Below are 2,570 nucleotides of genomic sequence, written 5' to 3'. Positions count from 1 at the left end.
CGCTCCTGGGTCTCCCAGTCCAGCCACTGCGCCACACGCGAGGCGGCCTCGGGATCGGTCATCACGTCGGCCCAGTGGGCCAACAGGCCGTGCAGGCGCAGCTCGGTGGCCCGGGTGCGCAGTTCGCCGGCGTGAGTCGGCATGGGCGCGTTCACAGCTGTTCTCCTTCATCGACCGAGACGATTCGGTCGTAGCTGGCCAGGGCGTGCGAGCGCACGGGCGCGTCGCGACGGGCCACGTCCTCGCTCAGATGCAGCGCCGTGGGCGGGGGCAGCCCCTGCTCCTCGCGGGCGCGCTCCAGCGCCAGCCTCACCGCGTTCGGATGCGGCACGCCCTGGGCCAGCGCGCTGTCAATGGCCGCCTGCAGCGCCGAGGCCCCATAACGGTCGAGCAGGCGCAGCAGTGCCGCGGTGATGGAGCCCAGGTTCTCCCCGCGCGCGGCGGCCTGCGCGAGCAGCCTGGATGCGGCCGGCACCGCGCGGCTGACCCGGTCGACACCCCGATGCCCGCGCGCGCGGCGCTTGTGCTGTACGAGCGCATCGACATGGGCGGGGTCCTCGATCTGTGCGCCCGCGTCATAGCTGCGTGCGTGCCGGGCGATCTCGGCCGCACCGTCGAACACGCGCACGCGCGCCTCGTCGGCGAGCACGGCCAGAGTGCGCCGCACGTGGGCGTGAGGCACCGAGTAGTCGTTGAGGTCGAAGCGCACGTAGGGCGTCTTGCCCACCTGCACGGCCACGCGCTCGCCCAGGGGATAGTCCTGCGTAGGCAGCGCCAGCAAGCTCGCGCGCTCGCCCTCGAAGGCCTGTCGCACGCTCAAGGCGCCGTCTTCGGGCCAGCGCCGATCCGAGGCGAGCCCCTCGCACCAGGAGCGCGCCTGCGCGTTGAGGTCATCCAGATCGGCGAACTCGCGCGCAGCGAAGAAGGCCTCGCGGATGTAGCGGATGCTGCGTTCGACCCGACCCTTCTCGTTGCCCCGGGCCACGGCCACTGGGCGCGGCTCGAAGCGGTGGTGGGCCGCGAACTTCAGCAGCTCGGGGTTGAAGCGCACGGCGTCACCGATGCGCTCGAGCACGGCGCTCTTGAGGTTGTCGTAGAGCAGGACCCGGGCACAGCCGCCATAGGCGGCAAACGCCTCGACATGGCCGCGCAAGAAGCTGTCCATCCGGGCATCGAGGAAGAAGCGCAGGAAGATCCGGCGCGAGTAGCTCAGCACCATCACGAAGGCCATCAGTGGCCGGCGCGCGCGGCCGACTGCCAAGTGGCCGAAGTGACCCCAGTCGACTTGGGCCTGTTCGCCCGGCAAGGTGCGCAGCCGCAGGTAAGCCTGGGCCGGCGGGCGCGGGCGCAAGGTGGCCACGAGGTGGCGGAAGTGGTCGGGACTGCCGCGGTAGCCGCGCTCGTGGACCATGTCGAACAGCCGCGCCGCGGTGAGCGTCGGGAACTTCGCCAGCGTCTGCAGGATGAACGGCCGGAACGGGTCAACGCGGCTGGGTCGCAGCAGCGTGGCCGGCGGCGCCAGGCCCGCCTGCGCGAGCACGCGCCGCACGGTGTCGCGATGCACGTGCAACTGGCGCGCGATGGTGCCTACGCGCCAGCGTTCGGCCTGATACAGGCGCAGGATCTGCGCGTTCATGTCGGCGGAGATGACCAAGACGGCTCCTTCGAAGGACTTCAGGGACAGGGATCGACCACGCGGGCCGGCCAGCGCCGCAGGCCGTGACGCACGAAGCCCTGACGCACCCAGGGCGACAGCGGTGCGCCACAGCGCCGGCAGCGCGCGCCAAGCGGCAGTGCCTGGCCAGCGGTGGCGTTCACCGCGTGGTCGGGCTCGTTCTGGGTCAGTGGAGCAGCGGGCGCCACGGCCCGCCAACCCTGATGCGTCACGAAGTGGAGGGTGCGGCCAGCGGCAATGGCGCCGTGTTCGTTCTCGCGCTGGCGCTGGCGCTGACGCCAGCGCCGAGAGCGCTCGGCATGGGCCAGTCGGCCGGCGCGGCTGCGCTGGTAGCGCTGTGCCGCCGCGCGCTGCGCCTCGCGGCGGGCCGCGCCGGAGCAGGCGCGGCCGCAATAGCGCTGGCCACGATCGCAGCGGCTGCACAGCACGACCTGCACGCGGCAGCGCGCGCACACGAACAGACGGGCGGGATGGTCGACGGCCAGGCTCCCCGGAACGACTCCCGGGGAACGCCAATGGCCGGCCGCATGCGGCGTGTAAGCCCGCATGTCGCGGCATACACTGCACTCGCATCCCGCTACTTGGCGCGGTTGTAGGGCACGGCGTCCGGGCTTTAGCTGCCACGCGATGGGCCGGCACCGTGCCCGCCTACCACTCGGGCACGGCGAGGTTCTACCTCACCACCGGGCCTTCGAAGACGCGCATCCGTCGCGCCTGCTCGCGCCGCCGCCAGGCGGGCGCCCTGCAGGGCGCCCGCCTGGCCCTCAGCTCACGCGCAACGACGGCCACTGCCGATCCCGCTTCCCATCCTCACTTGCAATTGGCCCTTCCCAGGGCTCAAGACAAAACCGCGTCCTCACCGCCGAATAAGCGCGCTTCCTGACCGCCGTTCACA

The 2,570-nt window shown here is 71.9% G+C and carries 2 protein-coding genes; both read right to left on the bottom strand.

What is annotated here, in order from left to right; genetic code table 11:
- Positions 1–151 precede the first annotated feature (151 nt).
- Positions 152–1,654, bottom strand: a complete 1,503-nt coding sequence (gene istA / locus EV671_RS26415) for an IS21 family transposase (protein ID WP_132576877.1) — start codon at positions 1,652–1,654, stop codon at positions 152–154.
- Between the two features lie 20 nt (positions 1,655–1,674).
- On the bottom strand, positions 1,675–2,130 hold the full coding sequence (locus EV671_RS26410; RefSeq protein ID WP_132576876.1) for a hypothetical protein: 456 nt from the start codon (positions 2,128–2,130) through the stop codon (positions 1,675–1,677).
- Positions 2,131–2,570: the final 440 nt, after the last annotated feature.

Source organism: Roseateles saccharophilus, assembly GCF_004342485.1.
In the GTDB taxonomy this organism is placed as follows: domain Bacteria; phylum Pseudomonadota; class Gammaproteobacteria; order Burkholderiales; family Burkholderiaceae_C; genus Pelomonas; species Pelomonas saccharophila.
The sequence above is the reverse complement of the archived record's forward strand: the minus strand, read 5'-3'. Positions and strand labels throughout refer to the sequence as shown.